Raw genomic sequence first — 22,932 nt, forward strand, 5'->3', positions numbered from 1 at the left:
GCCGACCGCGGCGCGGGTATGCGCGGCCCGAAACGGCCTGAGACGATGAACGCATGCGAATCGCGCAGCACATCAGTGAGCTCATCGGTGGCACCCCACTGGTTCGCCTGAACTCCGTCATCCCCGCGGGCGCCGGCACCGTCGTGGCAAAGGTCGAATACCTCAACCCCGGGGCCAGCTCCAAGGACCGGATCGCGGTGAAGATGATCGACGCCGCGGAGGCAGCTGGGCTGCTGAAGCCGGGCGGCACCATCGTCGAACCGACCTCGGGCAACACCGGTGTCGGTCTCGCCTTGGTCGCCCAACACCGCGGCTACAAGTGCGTGTTCGTCTGCCCGGACAAGGTCAGCGAGGACAAGCGCAACGTGTTGCTCGCCTACGGCGCCGAGGTGGTGGTGTGCCCGACGGCGGTGCCGCCCGACCACCCGGACAGCTACTACAGCGTTTCCGACCGGCTGGTCCGGGAGATCGACGGCGCCTGGAAGCCCGACCAGTACGCCAATCCCGAGGGCCCGGCCAGCCACTACGAGACCACCGGCCCGGAGATCTGGGCCGACACCGACGGCAAGGTCACCCACTTCGTCGCTGGCATCGGCACCGGCGGAACCATCACCGGCGCCGGGCGCTACCTCAAGGAGGTGTCCGGTGGCGCGGTGCGCATCGTCGGCGCCGACCCCGAGGGCTCGGTGTATTCGGGCGGCACCGGCCGGCCCTACCTCGTCGAAGGCGTCGGTGAGGATTTCTGGCCGGCGGCCTACGACCCGACCGTGCCCGATCAGATCATCGCGGTGTCCGACTCCGATTCGTTCAACATGACCCGGCGGCTGGCCCGCGAGGAAGCGATGCTGGTCGGCGGCTCGTGCGGGATGGCCGTGGTGGCCGCGGTGAAGGTGGCAGAGGAGGCCGGGCCCGATGCGCTCGTCGTCGTTTTGCTGCCCGACGGCGGGCGAGGCTACATGTCGAAGATCTTCAACGACGCGTGGATGTCGTCGTACGGGTTCCTGCGCAGCCGCCTCGACGGCTCGACCGAGCAGCCGACGGTCGGCGACGTGTTGCGCGGGAAGTCCGGCGCGCTACCGGATTTGGTGCACACCCATCCGTCGGAGACGGTGCGCGACGCCATCGGCATTCTGCGTGAGTACGGCGTCTCGCAGATGCCGGTCGTCGGGGCCGAGCCGCCGGTGATGGCCGGCGAGGTCGCCGGCAGCGTCTCCGAACGCGAACTACTTTCGGCCGTTTTCGAGGGACGCGCCAAATTGGCCGACGCCGTCGCCGAACATATGAGTCCGCCGCTGCGGATGATCGGCGCCGGCGAGTTGGTCACCGCGGCCGGCAAGGCGCTGCGCGAGTGGGACGCGCTGATGGTGGTGGAGCAAGGCAAGCCGGTGGGAGTGATCACGCGGTACGACTTGTTGGGGTTCCTCTCGGAGCCGCGGCGGCCCTAGCGCGGCGTCCCCAAAGGTCTCGCCTGGCCAGTGGGTGCTCAGGTACTGTGATTCGGCCTAGTTCAGCTCATCCGAAGTGGAAGGGTTGCCATGACCGATCAACCGCCGCCCGGCGAATCTCAGCTCCCCGCTCCACCTCCGCCCGGCCAGGGTGAGCATGAGCCCGCGCCTTCGGCGCCCGGCGCCGCCTACCCGCCACCGCCCCCGCCACCGGGCGGCGGTTCGTACCCGCCGCCACCGCCGCCGTCCGGCGCTGTTGCGCCGCCACCACCGGGACCCGTCATCCGGACGCTGCCGACGGAGGCCTACACGCCGTGGCTCACCCGGGTGTTGGCCTTCATCATCGATGTCATCCCGTACGCGGTGGTGGTCGGCATCGGCACGGTGATCATGATCGCCACGCAGCAGACGTCCTGCGTCACCGATATCACGCAGTACGACGTCAACCAGTACTGCGCCAGCCAGCCCTCGATGATCGGTCAACTCGTGCAGTGGTTGGCGCACCTGGCCGGCCTCGCCTACCTGTTGTGGAACTACGGCTACCGCCAGGGCACCACGGGGTCGAGCCTCGGTAAATCGGTGATGAAGGTCAAGGTGGTCAGCGAGGTCACCGGCCAGCCCCTCGGTTTCGGGCTGTCCATCGTGCGCCAACTTGCGCACTTCGTCGACGCGATCATTTGCTACATCGGTTTCCTGTTCCCGCTGTGGGACGCCAAGCGACAGACTCTGGCCGACAAGATCATGACGACGGTCGTCCTGCCGATCGAAGAGGGCTAGCAATGGCCGGGCTGGCTAGGCTGATCGTCGATGAGCGGAGACGGTAAGCGACACCAGGAAATCACCGGCCTAGCCACCAAAGCCATCCATGCCGGCTACCGCCCCGATCCCGCGACCGGGGCGGTGAACACCCCGATCTATGCCAGCAGCACGTTCGCCCAAGACGGCGTCGGGGGCCTGCGTGGCGGATTCGAATACGCCCGCACCGGCAACCCGACCAGATCGGCGCTCGAAGCCTCGCTGGCGGCCGTCGAAGAGGGCACGTTCGCAAGGGCATTCAGTTCTGGGATGGCCGCCACCGATTGCGCGCTGCGGGCGATGCTGCGGCCCGGCGATCACGTCGTCATCCCGAATGACGCCTACGGCGGCACCTTCCGGCTGATCGACAAGGTCTTCACACCCTGGAACGTCGGGTATACACCGGTGGCGCTGTCCGACCTGGACGCCGTGCGCGACGCGATCACGCCGACGACGCGGCTGGTTTGGGTGGAGACACCGACCAACCCGCTGCTGTCCATCGCCGACATCGCGGCCCTTGCCGACCTCGGCCGACAGCACTCGGCAAAGGTGTTGGTGGACAACACATTTGCCTCACCCGCGCTGCAGCAGCCGCTGACGCTGGGCGCCGATGTGGTGCTGCATTCGACCACCAAATACATCGGCGGTCACTCCGACGTGGTGGGCGGCGCATTGATCACCAACGACGAAGAGCTGGACGACGCCTTCGGTTTCCTGCAGAACGGGGCCGGGGCGGTGCCGGGCCCGTTCGACGCGTACCTGACGATGCGCGGGTTGAAGACGCTGGTGCTGCGAATGCAGCGGCACAGCGAAAACGCTTTGGCCGTAGCGGAATTCCTCGCCGGGCATCCCGCGGTGAGCGCGGTGCTGTATCCGGGTCTGCCCGGTCACCCCGGGCACGAGATCGCCGCGAAGCAGATGAGCGGCTTCGGTGGCATGGTTTCCGTGCGCATGCGGGCCGGCAGGGCCGCCGCCGAGCAGCTGTGCGCCGGCACCAAGGTGTTCATCCTGGCCGAATCGCTGGGCGGGGTGGAGTCGCTGATCGAGCACCCCAGCGCGATGACCCACGCGTCGACGGCCGGCTCGCAGTTGGAAGTGCCCGACGACCTGGTGCGGCTTTCGGTGGGAATCGAGGACGTCGCCGACCTGCTGGCCGACCTCGAGCAGGCGCTGGGCTAACGACTAACGACGCCGAGTGTGAATCTCGCGACGCGACACGCCGCCGACCCGTCGCACGATTCACGCTCGACGCGGCGGGCGAAAGGCCGACCTCGAGCAGGCGCTCGGTTAGGAGTGGTAGGGCTCCGCGCTGACCAACGTGACCTCGACGGTGTTGCCGTTGGGCACGGTGTAGCTGCGGGTCTCGCCCACTTTGGCGTCGATCAGGGCGCCGCCCAGCGGTGAGTTCGGCGAATACACCTCGAGCTTGCCCTCGTTGACGCCCTCCTGACGGGTGGCGATCAGGAACGTCTCGCTGTCGGACTTGTCGCCGTTGTAGTAGACCTTGACCACCGAGCCGGGCAGCGCCACACCGGACTGCTTGGGCGCCTCCCCGACCTTGGCGTTGTTGAGCAGGTCCTGCAGCTGGCGAATGCGCGCCTCTTGCTGGCCCTGCTCCTCGCGGGCGGCGTGGTATCCGCCGTTCTCCCGGAGGTCGCCCTCCTCGCGACGGTCGTTGATTTCCGCGGCGATGACGGGGCGATTCGCGATCAACTGATCGAGCTCGGCCTTGAGCCGGTCATGTGATTCCTGGGTCAGCCAGGTGACCTGAGTATCGGTCATCTCGTCGCGCTCCTCGTCTTTCCGGTCCGCATATCCGCGTAAGCTTCTGATCCCCGCTGTCGGGGTATTGGGGTCCCACCCCCCGGTGCTACCACGCCGTTCTGCTCACGGCCTTTAAGCAGCAATACACGGTCCCAGCAGGAACCGTGCATTCATCCATGTTACCACTGCGGAAACAGCTGATGACGATATATTCGCAGTTCTTTATCGTTTGTCGGGCGGGCGCAAATAGCCCGGCACGTCGGTGCCGCACCCGTAAATGTCCGCCATGGCCGGGGGTTGGGAGGACTTCACCGTCGTCGTCACCTGCACCGTGGTCTCGGTAGCCGGCGGAACCAGCACCTCGCGCCTGCCGGTCTCGCTGCCGTCCTTGGCGCGAACCCGCACGATGCAGTCCACCGGCCGCGACGGGTCGGATCGCGTCACGCTGATCGTCACCGACGCCGTCTCGTCATCGATCACCGAATAGCCGCCCAGCGACCCGGTGACGTCGCTGGTGCCAAGCCGTAGGTAGCCGACGACGGCGACCACGAGGCCGACCGCGACCGCCAGCAGGGCCGCCGCGATGACCACGCGGCGGCCCGAGACCCCCGACCGCCGCGAACGCCCGTAGCGGGCCTCCGGACGAGCGATGGGGGTTTCGGTCATGGGTGGGTATGCCTGGGCTGAGCGACTGCCGGACCTCGGCCGAGGGAATACAGCGATCGGCAACTGGAATTATAGGGTCGAAACCGGGCGTCCAGCAGACCGACAAGGGGGCATGTGAGCGAACTGCGGTTGATGGCTGTGCACGCCCACCCCGACGACGAATCCAGCAAGGGTGCGGCGACCCTTGCCCGGTACGCCGACGAAGGCCATCGGGTGCTTGTGGTGACGCTGACCGGCGGCGAGCGCGGCGACATCCTCAATCCGGCGATGGACCTGCCCGACGTGCACGGGCACATGGCCGAAATCCGCCGCGACGAGATGGCCAAGGCCGCCGAGATTCTCGGCGTGGAACACACCTGGCTCGGTTTCGTCGACTCCGGCCTGCCCAAGGGCGACCCGCCACCACCGCTACCCGAGGACTGCTTCGCGCTGGTCCCGTTGGAGGTGTCCACCGAGGCGCTGGTGCGTGTCATCCGCGAGTTTCGGCCGCACGTTATGACCACCTATGACGAAAACGGCGGCTACCCGCATCCGGATCACATTGCCTGCCACAATGTTTCGGTCGCCGCCTACGAGGCGGCCGGCGACCGTACCCGCTTCCCGGGCGCCGGCGAGCCGTGGAACGTGTCCAAGCTGTACTACGTGCACGGGTTCTTGCGCCAGCGGATGCAGCTGCTGCAGGACGAGTTCGCCAAGCGTGGCGAAGAGGGCCCGTTCGGTAAGTGGCTGCAGCACTGGAAACCCGAGCACGATCCTTTCGAGTCGCGGGTGACCACGCGGGTGGAGTGCTCGAAATATTTCAGCCAGCGCGACGATGCGCTGCGCGCCCACGCCACCCAGATCGACCCGAACGCCGAATTCTTCGCGGCCCCGATCTCATGGCAGCAGCGGCTCTGGCCGACCGAGGAATTCGAGTTGGCCCGCTCGCGAGTGCCCGCCCAGCTGCCCGAGGACGACCTGTTCGCCGGGATCGAGAACGACTCGTGAGCAGCCTTCTGCTCACGGTGATCGCTGACGGATCGCCCGGCAACCACGGCCCGGATTTCGGCAAGGCGAGCCCGTTGGGGTTGCTGGTCGTCGTGCTGCTGCTGATCGCCACGTTGTTGCTGCTGCGGTCGATGAACCGGCAGCTGAAGAAGGTCCCCAAGACGTTCGACCCCGAGCACCCCGAGCCCGATCAGGCCGCCGACGAGGGCACCGACACCGTCGACGAGGCGCCGGAGCGACGCCCCGGGCGCCCCGACGGATCGGCACCGCCAGGTTCCGGCGATGAGCCCGGCTGAGGGCGCCGGGACCAACACACTCGGGCTGGCCACCAGCCCGTATCTACGTCAGCACGCCGAAAACCCGGTGCATTGGCAGCAGTGGACGCCCCAGGCGCTGGCGGAGGCCGCCGCGCGCGATGTGCCGATCCTGCTGTCCATCGGCTACGCCGCGTGCCATTGGTGCCACGTCATGGCGCACGAGTCGTTCGAGGACGACGAGGTGGCCGCGGCGATGAACGCGGGATTCGTCTGCATCAAAGTGGACCGCGAGGAACGGCCGGACATCGACGCGGTCTACATGAACGCCACCGTCGCGCTTACCGGGCAGGGCGGTTGGCCGATGACGTGTTTCCTCACGCCGGACGGCCGCCCCTTCTTTTGCGGCACGTACTACCCGAAAGACAGCTTCCTGCAACTCCTTTCGGCCGTATCCGAAACGTGGCGAACCCGCCGCGGTGAGGTCGACGAGGCGTCCGAACACATCGCCGGCGAGTTGCGCAAAATGTCGGCCGGGCTGCCCGGCGGCGGCCCGGATGTGGCACCCGCCCTGTGCGACCAGGCCGTCGCGACGGTGCTGGGCGAGCAGGACACCGTGCACGGCGGATTCGGTGGCGCCCCGAAGTTCCCGCCGTCGGCGATCCTCGAGGCGCTGCTGCGCCACTACGAGCGCACCGGCTCGTCGGCGGCGCTGCAGGCGGTTACGCGCACCGGCAACGCGATGGCCCGCGGCGGCATCTACGACCAGCTGGGCGGCGGCTTCGCCCGGTACAGCGTCGACAACGCTTGGGTGGTACCACATTTCGAGAAGATGCTCTACGACAACGCGCTGCTGCTGCGCTGCTATGCGCACTGGGCCCGGCGGACCGGGGATCCGCTGGCGCGCCGGGTCGCCGCCCAGACGGCGGGGTTTCTGCTCGACGAACTCGCCGACGGCGCCATGTTCACCTCGTCGCTGGACGCCGACGCCGACGGGCGCGAGGGCTTGACCTATGTGTGGACGCCGGGGCAGCTGACCGAGGTGCTCGGCGTCGACGACGGGCGTTGGGCCGCAGAGATTTTCGCAGTCACCGAGCCCGGAACGTTCGAACACGGGACGTCGGTGCTGCAGTGCCCCGCCGATGCCGACGATCCCCAGCGGCTCGACCGCGTCCGGGCCGCGCTGCTGGCAGCCCGGCGCACGCGCCCCCAGCCCGGGCGCGACGACAAGGTCGTCACGTCGTGGAACGGGCTGGCGATCACCGCGCTGGCCGAGGCCAGCGTGGCCCTGGACGAACCCGAATTCGCAAGCGCCGCACGGGATTGCGCGGCGGCCCTGCTGGACTTACACGTCGTCGATGGCCGGCTGCGGCGCGCCAGCCTCGGCGGGGTGGTCGGCGACAGCGCCGCCATCCTGGAGGACCACGCGATGCTGGCCACCGGACTGCTCGCGCTGTATCAACTGACCGCCGACGACGCTTGGCTGACGAGGGCAACCGAGCTACTCGACATTGCGCTCGCGCACTTCGCCGACCCGCAGCGGCCCGGCCGGTGGTTCGACACCGCCGACGACGCCGAGCAACTGATGCTGCGGCCCGCCGACCCGCTGGACGGCGCGACGCCGTCGGGCGCGTCGACCGTCACCGACGCGCTGCTGACCGTGGCCCACCTGGTCGACGGCGACCGCGCGCAGCGGTATCTGCAGGCGGCGTCCGATGCGCTGACCGCACACTCGGTGCTGCTGGCGCGCGCGCCGCGATCGGCCGGACATTGGCTGGCCGTCGCCGAATCCGCGGTTCGCGGCCCGCTGCAGATCGCGGTCGCCTGCGATCCGTCGAACTCGCCACTGCTCGCCGACGCGCGCCGGCTCGCGCCCGGCGGGGCGATCGTCGTCGGCGGCGAAAGGGACTCGTCGGCGCTGCTCGCCGGGCGGGACCGGGTGGCCGGCGCCGACGCCGCCTACGTGTGCCGGGGACGCGTCTGCGACCTGCCCGTCACCTCTGCCGAACACCTCGCTGAGGCGTTGGCCGCGCCACGGTAGCGTGACCGTTTATGCCGAGCGCCGAACACATCACCGAAACGGTCAACCGCTACATCGAACTGATGGCCAAGGGCAGCGCCGACGACGTCGTCGAGTTGTACGCCGACGATGCCACCGTCGAGGACCCGGTCGGCGGCGAGGTCCACATCGGTCGCCAGGCGATCCACGGCTTCTACTCGGCGGTCAACGATCTGCAGCGCGAGTGCGAACTGGTCACGCTGCGCGTCGCCGGCAAAGAGGCCGCCTTCCAGTTCCGGCTGACCGTGGCCGCGGGCGAGCACCGGATGCGGATCGAGCCGATCGACGTCATGGTGTTCGACGACCAGGGCAAGGTCGCCGCGATGAAGGCCTACTGGTCGGCGGACAACGTCACCCAGCTCTAAAACACCACGAACCACATCGCGATGTAGTGGCAGATCGCCGCCACCGCGGTGCAGGCGTGGAAGAACTCGTGGTATCCGAACGTGTTCGGCCACGGGTCGGGCCAGCGCAGCGCGTACAGAATGCCGCCGATGCTGTACAGGGCGCCGCCGACGAACAGCAGCACCATCGCGGCCACCCCGGCGTTGTGCAGGATCGTGCCCGTGTACCAGACCGCGACCCAGCCCAGCAGCAGATACAGCGGCACCCCCACCCAGCGCGGCGCCGACGGCCAGCACATCTTCAACAGAATCCCGGCCACCGCGCCGCCCCACACGATGGACAACACCGCTCGCCCCGCGGCGGGCGGCATGGCCAGCAGCGCGAACGGTGTGTAGCTGCCGGCGATGAACACGAAGATCATCGAATGATCGGCCCGCTTCATCCATTTCCGCGCGGTCTCGGATTGCCAGTTGACGCGGTGATAGGTCGCGCTGACCGTGAACATCACGATGGTGGCCGCGGTGTAGGCGAACGTCGCGAGGCCGGCCTTGGTCGATCCGACCGCCCACGACACGGCGATCAGCGAGGCGCCCGCGGCGACGGCGGTCCCGGCGGAGTAGACGTGGATCCAGCCGCGGAAGCGGGGCTTGGTCAGGACCCGGGCGACGCCGTCGACGAGATGCTGCGCGGCATTGGCCGCGGGGCCCTGCGATTCGGACTCCGGTTGGGTGACCGTGGTGATCTGGCCGCTCATACCGCTAAACATTAGCGGCCGTCGGCGCAATGGCTGGTCAGACGTGCAGTGAGATTGCCGGAAATGCGGGCGGGAAATTGGCGCAGCTCACAGTAGGGTGAATCTTCGTGGAGGTCATCCCGCCGCGGCTCAAAGAGCCCCTGTACCGCATTTACGAGCTGCGGCTGCGGCAGGGTCTGGCCGCGTCGAAGTCCGAATTGCCCCGCCACATCGCGGTGCTGTGCGACGGAAACCGGCGATGGGCGCGCGATGCCGGGTACGACGACGTCAGCTACGGCTACCGCATGGGCGCCGCGAAGATCGCCGAGATGCTGCGCTGGTGCCAGGCCGCCGGTATCGAAATGACCACCGTCTACCTGCTGTCCACCGAAAACCTGCAGCGCGACCCCGACGAGCTGGCCGCACTCATCGAGATCATCACCGACGTCGTCGAGGAGATCTGCGCGCCCGCCAACCGGTGGAGCGTGCGCACCGTGGGGGATTTGGAGCTGCTCGGCGACGAACCCGCCCGGCGGCTTCGCGGCGCGGTCGAGTCCACGCCGGCGGTGGCGCCGTTCCACGTCAACGTCGCCGTCGGCTACGGCGGGCGCCGGGAGATCGTCGACGCGGTGCGGGCGCTGCTGAGCAAGGAGCTGGCCAACGGGGCCAGCGCGGAGGAACTCGTCGACGCGGTGACCGTCGACGCCATCTCCGAAAACCTTTACACCTCTGGGCAACCCGACCCCGACCTGGTCATCCGCACATCGGGGGAGCAGCGCCTGTCCGGCTTTCTGTTGTGGCAAAGCGCGTACTCGGAGATGTGGTTCTGCGAAGCGCACTGGCCCGCGTTCCGGCATGTGGATTTCCTGCGCGCGCTGCGTGACTATAGCCAGCGCCATCGCCGCTACGGGAAATAACCCGTGACAAACTAGAGGCATGGCTGCGCTGTCGGCGGTGGTGTTCACGCTGAGCGGGTGGCTGGGGTTGTACCTGCTGGCCCGCGATCCGCGTAAGCCGGTGCTCGCGTTGGCGGCGATCGGACTGTGCGGTTTCGCGCTGGTGGTGGCGCTGGACGCGGTGCGCACAGTTGGCGTTGCGCGCAGCGGACTCCTCAGCCAGATCGAGATCTACCTGGCCGCCGTCCCCAGCGTCGCGTGGTTCGCCGTCCTCGTCGAGCTGTCCCGGCCGTCCGAAGGCTGGCGGGCTCGCACCTGGGAGCTGTTGCTCGTCGCCGGCGTCGGCGCGCTCACCCTGTTCGGCGCGGCCATGGCCGGCAGCGTCGACGGGCCGCTGCGGCCCGGGCATGTGCTGATGATGGCGGTCATCTCGATATCCACCCTGGGCGCGATGGTCGCCGCCGTGCGGCGTCCCAAACAGCCGGTGCCGGTGGCCGGCATCGTCGTCGTCGCGACCCTGTTCTTCGCGCTGGCCAACGCCATCCTGATCATCCCGCTGGGCCTGGTGCCCAGCTGGCTGGCCCTGGCGTCCACGGGTTTCGATGTGCTGACGCTGGGCGTGGCGGTCGCACTGTGGGATGCGTTCGACGAGGGCCAGGCGCTGCGCGCGGACATGCTGCGCTCGTTTGTCGGCTGTTCGGCGGTGGCCGTCCTGTTCGGCGGCCAGGCGCTGATCGGCTTGGCCATCATCCGGCATGAGACCACCGCGCAGACGGTGCTGACCGTGCTGCTGTTCACCACCCTGGCGATCGCGATCGCGGTGCAGGTCCTGGCCGACCCGCTGGCCGGGGTGCTGGACCGGCTGGCGTTCTCGAAATCGCCCACGCTGCGCGCCGATCGGGCCGCGCTGCGGCACACCGGGGCGGCGCTGCCGCTGCGCTCGGCCGATCCCCTCAGGGCCCTGCATGGCGTCGACGACGACACGTTCACCCGGCTCACCCGCCGGGCGCTGGGCCACTACGCCGACCTGACCAAGTTGGTCGCGAGCCCGCTGACGGCGCTGCCGGTCATCGACGAGCGGCTGGCCGCGCGCGGCGCGCCCGACCACCCGGTGGAGCGGGCCAACGAACTCAAGGCCGTCCTCGCCGACGGCATCGCGCGGCTCAAGCCCCGCGACGCGGGCGATTTCGGCACCACCGAGGAGTGGCGCTACTACAACTCGCTGTACTTCCCCTACGTCGTCGGGGTGCGCGCATACGCGCAGAACGCCACGGCCGCGGGCCTGGATCCGACCGCCAGGCAGGCCTGGCAATGGTTCGTGACCGAGGTCCCGCAGCGCTCGCTGCACAACTGGCAGAACGCCGCGGCCCGGCTTATCGCGGCGGATCTGCGCGGGCGCGTCCCCGTCGCCAGCGAATAGGCATCGGCGAGTCGCCGCCCTCGAGATATAACCCATTGCGAGCGTCGTCGGCGTGTCTTCGCCACTGGTTATGTGTCGCGGTCGCGGCGCAGCCGATCACGCCGCCAACCCCACGGTTTGAGACACGTGTGGAATTTGGCGCGGCCGAGCGGGAATAGCCCGATGAACTACCTGGTCATAGAACTCGTGGCAGTGATTGGCAGTGCCACGCGTCGATATGGCAGTGCGTGGGCGGCACGCTCAAACCTGTTCGACTATTGCCATCGCGAGGAGTAATCATGACCGCTGTATCTGGTATTCCAACCAGGCCCCTCTACGATTCGACCGACTCGCTGCTGCGTTTCGCCATGCGTGCCGATGCCACGTTGACGGGATTGTGCGGTCTGGCGGTCGCCGTCTTCGCCGACCCACTCTCGTCGCTGACCGGCCTGACGTCCCTTCAGGAATACGCCCTGGGCGCGTTCTTCGTGCTCTATGGCCTGGCGGTGTTCGGCCTGGCGGCGGTGCAGGACTTGCGTCGGGTCGGGATCGGCGTGGTCGTCGCCAACATCGTTTACACCCTGGCCGCGATCGTGGCCGCCGGCGTTGTGCCGATGACCGCATTCGGGGTCGCCGCGACGCTGGCCACCGGTGTCTACACGGCGGGCTTCGCCGCCCTGCAATACCTGGGAGTGCGGCGCCTCGCGGCTTAGCCTCCCCTCCCGCCGGTGCGGGGCGCCTCCGTTAGGAGCGCCGCCCCGCTCCGGCCTTTCGCGGTTCGTCAGAGCTTGCGCAAACGGAGGCGGTTGATCGAGTGGTCGGCGTCCTTGCGCAGCACCAGGGTCGCGCGGGGACGGGTGGGCAGAATGTTCTCGACCAGATTCGGCCGGTTGATCGATCGCCAGATCTCGCGGGCGGCCGCGACGGCCTTGGTGTCGTTGAGGGCCGAGTAGTGGTGGAAGTGTGATTCCGGGTCGGCGAACGCCGTACCGCGCAGCGAGAGGAACCGCGACACGTACCACTGCTCGATGTCTTCGATCCGGGCGTCCACATACAGCGAGAAGTCGAACAGGTCCGACACCATCAGCGTCGGGCCGGTCTGTAAAACGTTGAGGCCCTCCAAGATCAGGATGTCTGGATGGCGGACCACGTGCTTGGCCCCCGGGATGATGTCGTACTTCAGGTGCGAATACACCGGCGCGCACGCGTAATCGGAACCGGACTTCACCGAGGTCACGAACCGCATCAACGCGCGGCGGTTGTAACTCTCCGGAAAACCCTTGCGGTGCATGAGGTTTCGCCGATCCAATTCGGCATTGGGGTAGAGGAAACCGTCGGTGGTGACAAGGTCGACCCGCGGGTGGTGATCCCAGCGCGCCAGCAGCGCCTGCAGCACGCGGGCGGTGGTCGACTTGCCCACCGCCACGCTTCCGGCCACGCCGATCACGAACGGCACGGGCCGGTCGGGGTTTTGTTGCGGCTCGCCGAGGAACTCCGCGGTGGCGGCGAACAACCGCTGCCGCGCGGCGACCTGAAGATGAATGAGCCGGGCCAGCGGCAGGTACACCTCTTCGACCTCGAGCAGGTCGAGCTGCTCGCCCAGACCGCGCAGGCCGATCAGTTCCTCTTCGGTGAGGGCCAGCGGCGTCGACATGCGGAGCGCGCGCCACTGCTTTCGGTCGAACTCCACGTAGGGGCTCGGCTCGCTCAGCCGCGGCATAGTGCCAGTGTCGCAGGGGCCGACGCGCGCCCCACGGCTGGGCTGGCCAAAAATGCGGCTCGATAGACTGGCGGCCGTGACTGCCGCACCCGACGCCCGCACCACCGCATCCCTGATGTCGGCCCCCCTCGCCGAGGTTGACCCCGAAATCGCCGAGTTGCTGGACAAGGAACTCCACCGGCAACGCGACACGCTGGAGATGATCGCTTCGGAGAACTTCGCGCCGCGCTCGGTGCTGCAGGCGCAGGGCAGCGTGCTGACCAACAAATACGCCGAAGGCCTACCCGGCCGGCGCTACTACGGCGGCTGCGAACACGTCGACGTCGTCGAGAACATCGCCCGCGACCGCGCCAAGGCACTCTTCGGCGCCGAGTTCGCCAACGTGCAGCCGCATTCCGGCGCCCAGGCGAACGCGGCCATACTGCACGCGTTCATGCAGCCCGGGGAACGCCTGCTGGGTCTGGACCTCGCCAACGGCGGCCACCTGACGCACGGCATGAAGCTCAACTTCTCCGGCAAGCTTTACGACGTCGGTTTCTACACCGTCGATCCGACGTCGCATCTGCTCGACATGGACGCGGTTCGCGCCAAGGCGCTCGAATTCCGGCCCAAGGTGATCATCGCGGGCTGGTCGGCCTACCCGCGGATCCAGGACTTCGCGGCCTTCCGGTCGATCGCCGACGAGGTCGGCGCCAAGCTGTGGGTCGACATGGCCCACTTCGCCGGGCTGGTGGCCGTGGGCCTGCACCCGACCCCGGTGCCCCACGCCGACGTGGTGTCCACGACCGTGCACAAGACCCTCGGCGGCGCCCGGTCCGGGATGATCCTGGGCAAGCAGGAGCACGCCAAAGCCATCAACTCCGCGGTTTTCCCCGGCCAGCAGGGCGGACCGCTGATGCACGTCATCGCCGGCAAGGCGGTCGCGTTCAAGATCGCCGGCACGCCCGAATTCGCCGACCGGCAGCAGCGCACCCTCTCCGGCGCCCGGATCATCGCCGAGCGGCTGCTGGCATCCGATGTCGCCAAATCCGGTGTGTCGGTGGTCAGCGGCGGGACCGACGTCCACCTGGTGCTGGTGGACCTTCGCGATTCGCCGCTCGACGGCAAGGCCGCCGAGGATCTGCTCCACGAGACCGGCATCACGGTGAACCGCAACGCCGTCCCCAACGACCCGCGGCCGCCGATGGTGACCTCGGGCCTGCGGGTCGGCACCCCGGCCCTGGCCACTCGCGGTTTCGGCGATGCCGAGTTCACCGAGGTCGCCGACATCATCGCCACCGCGCTCGCGGCGGGCACCGCAGCGGACGTACCCGCTCTGCGGCAGCGGGTGACGCGGTTGGCGCGGGACTTTCCGCTGTACGAGGGGCTCGAGGACTGGACGCTGGTCGATCGCTAGCCACCGCCCGCACTCGGGCCGCGACACGACTGCACCAATTTCACGAAATCTGTGTACGGAGGTTACAGTTACTTTATGGCACAGAAACCTGTACCTAATGCGCTGACCCTGGAGCTCGAACCGGTGGTCGAGCAGCTGATGGATCACCACCTCAACACCGAGGACATCTGGTTCGCCCACGACTACGTGCCGTTCGACCAGGGCGAGAACTTCGCCTTCCTCGGCGGGCGCGACTGGGACCCGTCGCAGACGACGCTGCCGAGGACCATCACGGACGCCTGCGAGATCCTGCTGCTGCTCAAGGACAACCTGGCCGCCCATCACCGCGAGCTCGTCGAGCACTTCATTCTCGAGGAGTGGTGGGGTCGCTGGCTCGGCCGGTGGACCGCCGAGGAGCACCTGCACGCCATCGCGCTGCGTGAGTACCTGGTGGTGACCCGCGAGGTCGACCCCACCGCCAACGAGGAGGCCCGCGTCCAGCACGTGATGAAGGGCTACCGCGGCGACATGTACACACAGGTCGAAACCCTGGTGTACATGGCGTTCACCGAGCGCACCCACGCCGTCTTCGCCCGCAACCTGGCTGCGCAGATCGAGGAGCCCGTCCTGGCCGGCCTTATCGACCGCATCGCCCGCGACGAGGTGCGCCACGAGGAGATCTTCGCCAAGCTCGTCGCGCACTGCCTCGAGTACACGCGCGACGAGACGATCGCCGCGATCGCCGCACGCGCGGCGGACCTCGAGGTCGTCGGCGCCGACATCGACGCTTACAAGGACAAGGTGCAGCACGTCGCCGAGGCGGGCATCTTCGGTCCCGCCGAGCTGCGGCAGGCGATTTCCGATCGCATCACCGCGTGGGGAGTGGCCGACGAGCCCACCCTCAAGCAGTTCGTCGTCGGTTAACCCAACCTTCGCCCGCCGGCGTACATTTCGCGGCTCGGATCTTTCGCTCGCGGCGGATCTCGGCGCGCCTGCCCGGCAGCCGAGCGGCCACGAGAGTAGCGTCATTCTTCGATGGCCAGCGACAGACTCTGCTGCCAGGGCGGCACCTCCCGTCACGACTACGGCAGGACCGGCCCCGGTCCTGGTGCCGCGTTTCCCGCCGACATGCCTGTGTGGGTCCGCGCGGGCTTTCCCGCTCGAGGAGCGCTTCGTGACCGATACCCGGACCTATGTGATCGACACGTCCGTCCTGCTGTCCGATCCGTGGGCGTGCAGTCGGTTCGCCGAGCACGAGGTGGTGGTTCCGCTGGTGGTGATCAGCGAACTGGAGGCCAAACGCCACCACCACGAGCTGGGGTGGTTCGCCCGTCAGGCGTTGCGTCTGTTCGATGATCTGCGCCTCGAACACGGGCGGCTGGATCAAGCGATTCCCATTGGCACACAAGGCGGTACGCTGCACGTCGAACTCAACCACACGGACCCGACGGTGCTGCCCGCCGGCTTCCGCACCGACAGCAACGACTCCCGCATTCTGAGCTGCGCCGCCAACCTCGCCGCCGAGGGCAGGCGAGTCACGTTGGTCAGCAAGGACATCCCGCTTCGAGTCAAGGCCGCCGCGGTGGGCCTGGCCGCGGACGAATACCACGCCCAGGACGTCATCGTCTCGGGGTGGTCGGGGATGCACGAGATCGAGACGGCGGCCGAGGATATCGACACATTGTTCGCCGACGGCGAGATCGACCTGGCCGAAGCGCGAGACCTGCCGTGTCACACCGGGATTCGTTTGCTCGGCGGCAGCTCCCATGCGCTGGGCCGGGTCACTCCGGCCAAGCGCGTCCAACTGGTCCGCGGTGACCGCGAGGTGTTCGGCCTGCGCGGCCGCTCAGCCGAGCAGCGGGTCGCGCTTGACTTGCTGCTCGACGAGTCGGTGGGCATCGTCTCGCTGGGCGGCAAAGCCGGAACCGGCAAGTCGGCGCTGGCGCTGTGCGCGGGTCTCGAGGCGGTGCTGGAACGCCGGACCCACCGCAAGGTGGTGGTTTTCCGCCCGCTGTATGCCGTCGGCGGCCAGGAGCTGGGCTACCTGCCCGGCAGCGAGAGCGAAAAGATGGGCCCCTGGGCGCAGGCCGTCTTCGACACGCTGGAGGGCCTGGCCAGCCCGGCGGTGCTGGAGGAGGTGCTCTCCCGCGGCATGCTCGAGGTGCTGCCGCTGACCCACATCCGGGGTCGCTCGCTGCACGACTCGTTCGTCATCGTCGACGAGGCACAGTCGCTGGAGCGCAACGTCCTGCTCACCGTGTTGTCCAGGCTGGGCGCCGGATCGCGGGTGGTCCTGACCCATGACATCGCCCAACGCGACAACCTGCGGGTCGGTCGCCACGACGGGGTAGCGGCCGTGATCGAGAAGCTCAAAGGCCATCCGCTGTTCGCACACATCACCCTGCTGCGCAGCGAGCGATCGCCGATCGCCGCGCTGGTCACGGAGATGCTGGAGGAAATCGCCGGGCCGCACTGAGTCCGCTTGCCGACGTTGCGTGTGCGCTGATGGCGCCCTATACGCACACTCGACGCCCAGGTCGCACACTCGATGCCGGGTAGGCTTCCACCGTGCCGAAACGACCCGACAGCCAGGCCTGGCGGTACTGGCGCACCGTTTTCGGTGTCGTGGCCGCCGGTGCAGTCCTGGTGATCGGCGGGCTCACCGGCCACGTCACCCGCGCCGACAACCCGGGCTGCTCGGTGGTCAAGTGCGTCGCGCTGACATTCGACGACGGTCCGGGTCCGTTCGACGACCGGCTGCTGCAAATCTTGAAGGACAACGACGCGAAGGCCACATTCTTCCTGATCGGCAACAAGGTGGCGGCCAACCCCGCGGGGGCCAAGCGCATCGCCGACGCCGGCATGGAGATCGGCAGCCATACCTGGGAACACCCCAACATGGCCACGATCCCCACCGACGACACCGCCGGCCAATTCTCCAGGGCCAACGACGCGATCGCCGCCGCCACCGGGCGCACGCCGACCATCTACCGTCCGGCCGGCGGGCTGTCCAGCGATGCGGTGCGGCAGACCGCGGCCAAGTTCGGGCTGGCCGAAATTCTTTGGGATGTCATCCCTTTCGATTGGGCGAACGACTCGAACACCGCGGCGACGCGATCCATGCTGATGACGTACATCAAGCCGGGCTCGGTGGTGTTGTTCCACGACACCTACTCGAGCACCGTCGACCTGGTGTACCAATTCATCCCGGTACTCAAGGCCAACGGCTACCGGCTGGTGACGGTCAGCGAACTGCTGGGCCCGCGGGCGCCCGGCAGCAGCTACGGCAGCCGGGAAAACGGCCCGCCCGCCAACCAACTCCATGACATCCCGGCCAGCGAGATCCCGACGCTGCCCAACACGCCCTCGCCCAAGCCGATGCCCAACTTCCCGATCACCGACATACCGGGCCAGAACTCCGGCGGGCCGAATAACGGTGCTTAGCCCGACGCGCGGCTACCGTTAGAGGGTGACCAAGGCGGGCTGCGCGAGCACAGGGCGGCGAAAAAGCGCCCGCAGGTTATCGATTCAATACGCGATCGACCTCGCTCTGGCCTACATCATCGCCGTCGTCGATGCGTCGGCCATCCTGATCCCGCTGCGCGGCCACACGTCCGTCGCGGCGGACGTCGACTTCGCGCAGAAGAACACCACGACGGTCGTGATGCTGGTGACGGCGGGGATCATCGGTGTCGCGGTGGCCGGTGTGGTGAGCCTGGCGCCCTCGCTGGAGTGGTACGCCGCGGGGAAAGAACCGACGCAGGCCCAACGGGAAGCCGCAATGAAACTCGCCGGCCGCCAGACGGTGATCCTGTTGGTGGCCTGGGGCGCCGCCGGCGCAATTCTCATGGTGCTCAATCGGGACGGCGGGGCCGCACTGCTGTTGCCGATCGCGCTCGGTGTGCTGCTGGGTGGGCCGGCCGCCGCGGGCACCGGAATGCTGTTCGCCCAGCGCACCCTGCGGCCTCTCATGGGCGCCGCCACGCGGGGTGCCGAGCCTCGTCTGTTGGTACCCGGTGTGTTCGCCCGTCTGGTTCTGATGTGGTTTATGTGCAGCGCGCTACCCATCCTCGTGATCGCGACTCTGGTCGTGCTTCGCTCGTACGGCTGGCTCATCCAGAAGTCCGCGGCGCTGGAGGTGCCCGTTCTGGTGGTGTCGCTGGCGGCGTTGCTGCTCGGGCTGCCGACGATGATCCTTACGTCGCGATCCATTTCCGATCCTCTGTGCGAGGTTGTGGATGCGATGGCCGAGGTCGAACACGGAAACATCGACACCTATGTGGGCGCCTACGAGCGCTCCCAAATCGGGCGCCTGCAAACGGGATTCAATCGGATGGTGGCCGGCCTTGCCGAGCGGGACCGGTTGCGCGACCTATTCGGCCGCCACGTCGGCGCCGACGTGGCCCAGCGCGCCATCGAGGAGGGCGTATCGCTGTCGGGAGACGTGGTGGAGGCGGCGGTCCTTTTCATCGACCTGGTGGGCTCCACGCAGCTCGCGGAAAGCCGCCCGCCGCAAGATGTTGCGTCCGTGCTTAACGACTTCTTCCGGATCGTCGTCGACGCCGTCGACGAACATCATGGGCTGATCAACAAATTCGCCGGCGACGCGGCGCTCGCGGTTTTCGGGGCGCCATTGCGGACCGATGACCCGGCTTCGGCGGCGCTGGCGACGGCGCGTGCCCTTGGCACGCAGCTGCGCCGGCTGCCCGTCGATTTCGGCATCGGCGTCTCGGCGGGCCGAGTCTTCGCCGGCAATGTCGGTGCCGAAAACCGGTATGAATACACGGTGATCGGGGACGCCGTGAACGAGGCCGCGCGGCTGGCCGATCTCGCCAAGACCGCCGACCGGCGGATCCTATGCTCGGCGGCAGCCATCGACCGGGCGGGTGAGGACGAGCGGGCGCACTGGGCCGAATGCTATTCCACGGTGCTGCGCGGACGCTCCGAAGCCACGCACGTGTGCGCGCCGGTCGCCGCGACTACTTCGAAACCTTGAGCGCCGAAATCACCTGGCCGAGGGTCGCCGCCGACGCCGCATCGCCAATGGGCGTGGCGCCCAAGAAGATCGTCACCGGTTTGGTGTCCACCGCGATGACGACGACGGAGTCGCCCTTCACGTTGCGGGACGGGTCGGCGATCGTGACGTCGGCGTCCACCCGAGCCGCCTTGGTCCCGTCGACGGTGATCGACGACGTCTTCATCGGGCCCAGGGTGGGCGACGCGTTCGAGTAGCCGGGGCCATTGGCCACGCACTGCATCAGCTTCGACGCCTGCGCGCTGACGTCCATGCTGCTGACGAAGTTGGTGACGGCGACCTCGGCCTGCATAACCCACTGGCTGGCGCCGGGGACCTCTTGGGCGAGGCCCACCGCGCCGATGAGGTTCGGGGTCTGGTCGTCCGAGAACGGCATCCACCCGGGTGCTGCCGTGGCCGGGAACGACAGCTTGCCCGCGCTGATCGGGGCGCCGCCTGCGGGCTTGTCACCGCCGGACACGTTGGGGCCGCAGTCGGTCGCGGTTTGGCCGCCCCCGCCGGGCTGCGACGTCGGGGCGCTCGTCGTCACCGAAGGCGACGTGGCCTGGGGGGACTTGTTGCCGCCGTTTCCGTTGCCGCCGAACACGACTATCAGTGTCGCCACCAACGCGATGACGCCCAGCACGGCGAGAACGGCGACGATGATCCAAGGCGCCTTCGAGCCCGGCCCCCTCGGCGGTGGGCCCGGCGGGAACGGTCCACCCGGCCAGCCGGGCGGAATCTGCTGGCCCGGCTGCGGGTACTGCTGGGGCGGATAGGGACTGGCGTACTGGCCCGGCGGTGGGTACGGGTAGGGGCTGCCCTGCTGGTAGGGGTACGGGCCGCCCTGCGGCTGGCCGCCTTGGGGCTGGCCGCCCCAATATGGGTCCTGCCCATACGGATTCGTTCCGTAGGGACCACCGGGCGGAGCCGTCATCGTCCAACCACCATCCTCTAGTCCTCCGGCTAGGTGTCGTCCTGTACGCGGGCCATCGCCAACACGTCGAGCCGACGGTCCAGCTCTTCGATCGACAGCTTGTCGCCGATCAGGCCGCGGTCGATGACGGTCTGGCGGATGGTCTTGCGCTCCTTGAGCGCCTGCTTGGCCACCGCGGCGGCCTCCTCGTAGCCGATGGCCGAGTTCAGCGGCGTCACGATCGAGGGCGACGATTCGGCCAGCTCGCGCAAATGCTCGACGTTGGCCGACAAGCCGGTAATGCAGCGCTCCGCGAACAGCTTTGACACATTTGTCAGCAGCTTGAAGGACTCCAAGATGTTGCGGGCCATCATCGGGATGTACACGTTGAGCTCGAAGGCGCCGTTGGCGCCACCCCACGCCACCGCGGCGTCGTTGCCGATCACCTGCGCTGCCACCTGCGTAACCGCTTCGGGCAGAACCGGATTGACCTTGCCGGGCATGATCGAGCTGCCAGGCTGCAGGTCCGGTAGCTGGATTTCGGCCAGGCCGGTCAGCGGGCCCGAACCCATCCAGCGAACGTCATTGGCGATCTTGGTCAGTGACACCGCGATGGTGCGCAGCGCACCGGACGCCTCCACCAACCCGTCGCGGGCGGCCTGCGCCTCGAAAGAGTTTGCCGCGGTGCGTAATTCGCTCAGGCCGGTCTTGTCGATCAGCGCCTCGACCACCTTGGCGCCGAAGCCGTCGGGAGCGTTGAGGCCGGTTCCCACCGCGGTACCGCCGATCGCCAGTTCACCCAGCCGGGGCAGCGTGCCGCGTACCCGCTCGATCCCTGCCTCGACCTGGCGGGCGTATCCGCTGAATTCCTGTCCGAGCGTGACGGGTACGGCGTCCATCAGGTGGGTGCGACCGGACTTGACCACGGTGCGCCACTCGCGGGCCTTGGTCGCCAGCGCGTCGTGCAGGACCTCGAGCGCGGGGATCAGATGACGCACCGCGGCCTCGGTCGCCGCGATGTGGGTGGCGGTCGGGAAGGTGTCGTTGGACGACTGCGACATGTTGACGTCGTCGTTGGGGTGCACCGTGACGCCGTTGGCCGCGGCGATGGACGCGATCACCTCGTTGGTGTTCATGTTGGAACTGGTGCCCGAACCGGTTTGGAACACGTCGATCGGGAACTGGTCGTCGTGGCGCCCATCGGCGATCTCGGTCGCCGCGGCGATGATCGCGTCAGCCTTTTCCGGCGCCAGCAACCCCAGGTCCTTGTTGACTTGCGCGCAGGCGCCCTTCAGCAGACCCAACGCGCGGATCTGAGTGCGTTCCAGACCCCGGTCCGAGATCGGGAAGTTTTCCACCGCACGCTGAGTTTGGGCGCGCCACAACGCTTTTGCGGGTACCCGGACCTCGCCCATGGTGTCGTGCTCGATGCGGTACTCGGTGTCGGCCATAGATTGGCTTTCCTCGCTTTGGATTGATCAGGGCAGGGGATAGGCGGCAGAGCTGTCGCCGGTGAAGTCGATCGCGGAGTATTCGTTCAGCTTCGAAAGCCGGTGGTAGGCCTCGATCAGCCGCACGGTGCCCGACTTCGAGCGCATCACGATCGACTGGGTCGTGCAGCCGCCGGGGTAATAGCGGACGGCCTTGAGCAGGTCGCCCTCGGTGACCCCGGTAGCGCAGAAGAAGACGTTCTCGCCGGACACCAGGTCCTCGGTGGTCAATATCTGGTCCAGGTCGTAGCCCGCGTCGAGCGCTTTGCGACGTTCGGGTTCGTCCTTGGGCGCAAGCTGCGCCTGAATCGCGCCGCCCATGCAGCGGATCGCGGCGGCGGCGATGATGCCCTCCGGGGTGCCGCCGATGCCGGCCAGCATGTCGGTGCCCGATTCCGGCCGGCATGCGGAGATCGCCCCGGCGACGTCGCCGTCGGTGATCAGCCGGATCCGGGCGCCGGTGTCACGGACGTCCTTGATCAACTGGGCGTGTCGGGGGCGGTCCAGGATGCACACGGTCATGTCGCGGACCGACAACGCCTTGACCTTGGCGACCGCGCGGATGTTCTCGGCGATCGGCGCGGTGATGTCCAGCACGTGCGCTGCCTCGGGCCCCACGGCGATCTTGTTCATGTAGAACACGGCCGACGGGTCGAACATCGCCCCGCGATCGGCGACGGCGAGCACCGAAATCGCGTTGGGCATGCCCTTGCTCATCAGCGTCGTGCCGTCGACGGGGTCCACCGCGAAATCGCACTCGGGGCCGTCCCCGTTGCCGACCTCTTCGCCGTTGTAGAGCATTGGGGCCTGGTCTTTCTCGCCCTCGCCGATGACCACCACGCCACGCATCGACACCGTGTTCACCAGTTCGCGGATGGCGTCGACCGCGGCGCCGTCGCCACCCTCCTTGTCGCCGCGACCGACCCATCGCCCGGCGGCCATGGCGCCGGCTTCGGTGACCCGCACCAATTCCATGGCCAGGTTGCGATCCGGTGCTTCGCCGCGCGGGCGTGCCTGCGACGAGCGGTCGCCCTCACGTGTCATGGCCGTGATTCTCCCAGAAGCGGATCCGTC

22 protein-coding genes are annotated in these 22,932 nt (G+C 68.1%); 15 read left to right on the forward strand and 7 right to left on the reverse strand.

What is annotated here, in order from left to right; genetic code table 11:
- The first annotated feature begins 53 nt into the window (after positions 1–53).
- From A5747_RS20295 to A5747_RS20305, 3 genes are all read left to right on the forward strand, one after another.
- Positions 54–1,445 (forward strand): cystathionine beta-synthase, encoded by a 1,392-nt coding sequence (locus tag A5747_RS20295; RefSeq protein ID WP_076127610.1) that lies wholly within the window; start codon positions 54–56, stop codon positions 1,443–1,445.
- Between the two features lie 90 nt (positions 1,446–1,535).
- Positions 1,536–2,222 carry an RDD family protein gene (locus A5747_RS20300; RefSeq protein ID WP_076127612.1) on the forward strand — a complete coding sequence of 229 codons (687 nt, stop codon included), beginning with the start codon at positions 1,536–1,538 and terminating at the stop codon, positions 2,220–2,222.
- 30 nt (positions 2,223–2,252) lie between these two features.
- The gene (locus A5747_RS20305; protein WP_076127614.1) at positions 2,253–3,419 is read left to right on the forward strand and encodes a cystathionine gamma-synthase; all 1,167 of its coding nucleotides are present in this window, start codon (positions 2,253–2,255) and stop codon (positions 3,417–3,419) included.
- A 108-nt stretch (positions 3,420–3,527) separates the two neighbouring features.
- On the opposite strand, the gene greA is transcribed toward A5747_RS20305, so the two are convergent.
- Positions 3,528–4,022, reverse strand: a complete 495-nt coding sequence (gene greA, locus A5747_RS20310; RefSeq protein WP_066915156.1) for a transcription elongation factor GreA — start codon at positions 4,020–4,022, stop codon at positions 3,528–3,530.
- 204 nt (positions 4,023–4,226) lie between these two features.
- Positions 4,227–4,670, reverse strand: a complete 444-nt coding sequence (locus tag A5747_RS20315; protein WP_076127616.1) for a DUF4307 domain-containing protein — start codon at positions 4,668–4,670, stop codon at positions 4,227–4,229.
- Between the two features lie 114 nt (positions 4,671–4,784).
- Between A5747_RS20315 and mca the strand changes: the two genes are divergently transcribed.
- From mca to A5747_RS20335, 4 genes are read left to right on the forward strand one after another with little or no spacing between them, the layout of a single operon-like run.
- Complete coding sequence (gene mca / locus A5747_RS20320; RefSeq protein ID WP_076127618.1) at positions 4,785–5,657, forward strand: mycothiol conjugate amidase Mca; 873 nt, start codon at positions 4,785–4,787, stop codon at positions 5,655–5,657.
- A complete protein-coding gene (locus A5747_RS20325) occupies positions 5,654–5,953 on the forward strand; it encodes a hypothetical protein (protein WP_076127620.1) in 300 nt (99 codons plus the stop codon). Before mca ends, A5747_RS20325 begins: the two co-directional genes overlap by 4 nt.
- Entirely contained in the window at positions 5,940–7,952 is a 2,013-nt protein-coding gene (locus A5747_RS20330) for a thioredoxin domain-containing protein (RefSeq protein WP_076127622.1), read from the forward strand. Before A5747_RS20325 ends, A5747_RS20330 begins: the two co-directional genes overlap by 14 nt.
- A gap of 11 nt (positions 7,953–7,963) precedes the next feature.
- Positions 7,964–8,335, forward strand: coding sequence for a nuclear transport factor 2 family protein (locus A5747_RS20335; RefSeq protein WP_076127624.1), 372 nt, complete (start codon positions 7,964–7,966; stop codon positions 8,333–8,335).
- On the opposite strand, the gene A5747_RS20340 is transcribed toward A5747_RS20335, so the two are convergent.
- Positions 8,332–9,069 (reverse strand): hemolysin III family protein, encoded by a 738-nt coding sequence (locus A5747_RS20340; protein ID WP_076127626.1) that lies wholly within the window; start codon positions 9,067–9,069, stop codon positions 8,332–8,334. The two genes, A5747_RS20335 and A5747_RS20340, sit on opposite strands and share 4 nt — an antisense overlap.
- 107 nt (positions 9,070–9,176) lie before the next feature.
- On the opposite strand from A5747_RS20340, the gene A5747_RS20345 reads away from it, so the two are divergent.
- The 3 genes from A5747_RS20345 to A5747_RS20355 all read left to right on the forward strand — a co-directional run bounded on the left by A5747_RS20345 (position 9,177) and on the right by A5747_RS20355 (position 12,056).
- Positions 9,177–9,965, forward strand: coding sequence for a (2Z,6E)-farnesyl diphosphate synthase (locus A5747_RS20345; RefSeq protein WP_076127628.1), 789 nt, complete (start codon positions 9,177–9,179; stop codon positions 9,963–9,965).
- A 19-nt stretch (positions 9,966–9,984) separates the two neighbouring features.
- Positions 9,985–11,364: a hypothetical protein gene (locus A5747_RS20350; protein ID WP_076127630.1), complete on the forward strand. Its 1,380-nt coding sequence runs from the start codon at positions 9,985–9,987 to the stop codon at positions 11,362–11,364.
- A 278-nt stretch (positions 11,365–11,642) separates the two neighbouring features.
- The gene (locus A5747_RS20355; protein WP_076127633.1) at positions 11,643–12,056 is read left to right on the forward strand and encodes a hypothetical protein; all 414 of its coding nucleotides are present in this window, start codon (positions 11,643–11,645) and stop codon (positions 12,054–12,056) included.
- Positions 12,057–12,124: 68 nt separating this feature from the next.
- Here the strand turns inward: A5747_RS20355 and coaA are convergent, their stop codons facing one another.
- On the reverse strand, positions 12,125–13,063 hold the full coding sequence (gene coaA, locus A5747_RS20360) for a type I pantothenate kinase (RefSeq protein ID WP_076127635.1): 939 nt from the start codon (positions 13,061–13,063) through the stop codon (positions 12,125–12,127).
- Between the two features lie 115 nt (positions 13,064–13,178).
- On the opposite strand from coaA, the gene glyA reads away from it, so the two are divergent.
- The 5 genes from glyA to A5747_RS20385 all read left to right on the forward strand — a co-directional run bounded on the left by glyA (position 13,179) and on the right by A5747_RS20385 (position 19,434).
- Positions 13,179–14,459 carry a serine hydroxymethyltransferase gene (gene glyA / locus A5747_RS20365; RefSeq protein ID WP_076127895.1) on the forward strand — a complete coding sequence of 427 codons (1,281 nt, stop codon included), beginning with the start codon at positions 13,179–13,181 and terminating at the stop codon, positions 14,457–14,459.
- A 75-nt stretch (positions 14,460–14,534) separates the two neighbouring features.
- Positions 14,535–15,362: an acyl-ACP desaturase gene (locus tag A5747_RS20370; RefSeq protein WP_076127637.1), complete on the forward strand. Its 828-nt coding sequence runs from the start codon at positions 14,535–14,537 to the stop codon at positions 15,360–15,362.
- A 250-nt stretch (positions 15,363–15,612) separates the two neighbouring features.
- Positions 15,613–16,914 carry a PhoH family protein gene (locus tag A5747_RS20375; RefSeq protein WP_076127639.1) on the forward strand — a complete coding sequence of 434 codons (1,302 nt, stop codon included), beginning with the start codon at positions 15,613–15,615 and terminating at the stop codon, positions 16,912–16,914.
- A gap of 92 nt (positions 16,915–17,006) precedes the next feature.
- The gene (locus A5747_RS20380) at positions 17,007–17,882 is read left to right on the forward strand and encodes a polysaccharide deacetylase family protein (protein WP_076127641.1); all 876 of its coding nucleotides are present in this window, start codon (positions 17,007–17,009) and stop codon (positions 17,880–17,882) included.
- Positions 17,883–17,964: 82 nt separating this feature from the next.
- On the forward strand, positions 17,965–19,434 hold the full coding sequence (locus tag A5747_RS20385; RefSeq protein WP_076127897.1) for an adenylate/guanylate cyclase domain-containing protein: 1,470 nt from the start codon (positions 17,965–17,967) through the stop codon (positions 19,432–19,434).
- Here A5747_RS20385 and A5747_RS20390 read toward each other — a convergent pair.
- The 3 genes from A5747_RS20390 to glpX are packed head-to-tail and all read right to left on the reverse strand — an operon-like array spanning position 19,418 to position 22,902.
- Positions 19,418–20,389, reverse strand: a complete 972-nt coding sequence (locus A5747_RS20390; protein WP_076127642.1) for a hypothetical protein — start codon at positions 20,387–20,389, stop codon at positions 19,418–19,420. The two genes, A5747_RS20385 and A5747_RS20390, sit on opposite strands and share 17 nt — an antisense overlap.
- Before the next feature lie 29 nt (positions 20,390–20,418).
- Positions 20,419–21,819 carry a class II fumarate hydratase gene (locus tag A5747_RS20395; RefSeq protein WP_076127644.1) on the reverse strand — a complete coding sequence of 467 codons (1,401 nt, stop codon included), beginning with the start codon at positions 21,817–21,819 and terminating at the stop codon, positions 20,419–20,421.
- 27 nt (positions 21,820–21,846) lie between these two features.
- Positions 21,847–22,902, reverse strand: coding sequence for a class II fructose-bisphosphatase (glpX, locus tag A5747_RS20400; protein WP_175611162.1), 1,056 nt, complete (start codon positions 22,900–22,902; stop codon positions 21,847–21,849).
- Between the last annotated feature and the right edge of the window lie 30 nt (positions 22,903–22,932).

Origin of the sequence: Mycobacterium sp. IS-836 (genome assembly GCF_001954275.1) — a bacterium.
Taxonomy (GTDB): Bacteria; Actinomycetota; Actinomycetes; order Mycobacteriales; family Mycobacteriaceae; genus Mycobacterium.

What these genes read in the sequence shown, in the direction of transcription:
- A5747_RS20295 (WP_076127610.1), top strand. Translation starts at nt 54, where the DNA reads ATGCGAATCGCGCAGCACATCAGTGAGCTCATCGGTGGCACCCCACTG.
- A5747_RS20300 (WP_076127612.1), top strand. Translation starts at nt 1,536, where the DNA reads ATGACCGATCAACCGCCGCCCGGCGAATCTCAGCTCCCCGCTCCACCT.
- A5747_RS20305 (WP_076127614.1), top strand. Translation starts at nt 2,253, where the DNA reads ATGAGCGGAGACGGTAAGCGACACCAGGAAATCACCGGCCTAGCCACC.
- greA (WP_066915156.1), bottom strand. Translation starts at nt 4,022, where the DNA reads ATGACCGATACTCAGGTCACCTGGCTGACCCAGGAATCACATGACCGG.
- A5747_RS20315 (WP_076127616.1), bottom strand. Translation starts at nt 4,670, where the DNA reads ATGACCGAAACCCCCATCGCTCGTCCGGAGGCCCGCTACGGGCGTTCG.
- A5747_RS20330 (WP_076127622.1), top strand. Translation starts at nt 5,940, where the DNA reads ATGAGCCCGGCTGAGGGCGCCGGGACCAACACACTCGGGCTGGCCACC.
- A5747_RS20335 (WP_076127624.1), top strand. Translation starts at nt 7,964, where the DNA reads ATGCCGAGCGCCGAACACATCACCGAAACGGTCAACCGCTACATCGAA.
- A5747_RS20340 (WP_076127626.1), bottom strand. Translation starts at nt 9,069, where the DNA reads ATGAGCGGCCAGATCACCACGGTCACCCAACCGGAGTCCGAATCGCAG.
- A5747_RS20350 (WP_076127630.1), top strand. Translation starts at nt 9,985, where the DNA reads ATGGCTGCGCTGTCGGCGGTGGTGTTCACGCTGAGCGGGTGGCTGGGG.
- A5747_RS20355 (WP_076127633.1), top strand. Translation starts at nt 11,643, where the DNA reads ATGACCGCTGTATCTGGTATTCCAACCAGGCCCCTCTACGATTCGACC.
- coaA (WP_076127635.1), bottom strand. Translation starts at nt 13,063, where the DNA reads ATGCCGCGGCTGAGCGAGCCGAGCCCCTACGTGGAGTTCGACCGAAAG.
- glyA (WP_076127895.1), top strand. Translation starts at nt 13,179, where the DNA reads ATGTCGGCCCCCCTCGCCGAGGTTGACCCCGAAATCGCCGAGTTGCTG.
- A5747_RS20370 (WP_076127637.1), top strand. Translation starts at nt 14,535, where the DNA reads ATGGCACAGAAACCTGTACCTAATGCGCTGACCCTGGAGCTCGAACCG.
- A5747_RS20390 (WP_076127642.1), bottom strand. Translation starts at nt 20,389, where the DNA reads ATGACGGCTCCGCCCGGTGGTCCCTACGGAACGAATCCGTATGGGCAG.
- A5747_RS20395 (WP_076127644.1), bottom strand. Translation starts at nt 21,819, where the DNA reads ATGGCCGACACCGAGTACCGCATCGAGCACGACACCATGGGCGAGGTC.
- glpX (WP_175611162.1), bottom strand. Translation starts at nt 22,902, where the DNA reads ATGACACGTGAGGGCGACCGCTCGTCGCAGGCACGCCCGCGCGGCGAA.